The 396-nt window shown below is 70.2% G+C and carries 1 protein-coding gene; it reads right to left on the minus strand.

What is annotated here, in order from left to right:
- On the minus strand, positions 1-263 hold a 263-nt coding region (locus G3I71_RS49465), incomplete at its 3' end, for a pyridoxamine 5'-phosphate oxidase family protein (RefSeq protein WP_203733262.1).
- Between the last annotated feature and the right edge of the window lie 133 nt (positions 264-396).

A 396-nucleotide genomic window follows, 5' to 3' on the forward strand; every position in this document is an offset into this window, starting at 1 on the left:
ATCTGCACCCACGGCCCGTCCCACGCGTCGGAGAGGACGATCACGCTGACCCGCTCGTCGCGCTTGGCGTTGCGGGTCTTGGCGCGTTCCGGGTACGTCGACATGACGATCCGGCCCGAGTCGTCGACCCCGCAGGTCAGCGGGGAGCCCTGGGGGCGGCCGTCGGCCCGGGTGGTGAGCAGGATCGCCCGGTGCCGGGGCCGTACGAACGCCAGCAACTCATCGAGTTCCACGGCGCTGTTGGTCGCGATATTGGGAGCCATGCCCACCACCCTACGACCGCCCCCGGTCACTGCTGGGGCAGCGCCTCGCCCTGGACCGCCTGGATGTCCAGCTCCACGCGCAGGGTCGTGCCGATCGCGGAGATGCCCGCCTGGACGACCTGGTTGTAGTTCA

It is taken from the genome of Streptomyces sp. SID12501 (assembly GCF_010550245.1).
Classification (GTDB): domain Bacteria; phylum Actinomycetota; class Actinomycetes; order Streptomycetales; family Streptomycetaceae; genus Streptomyces.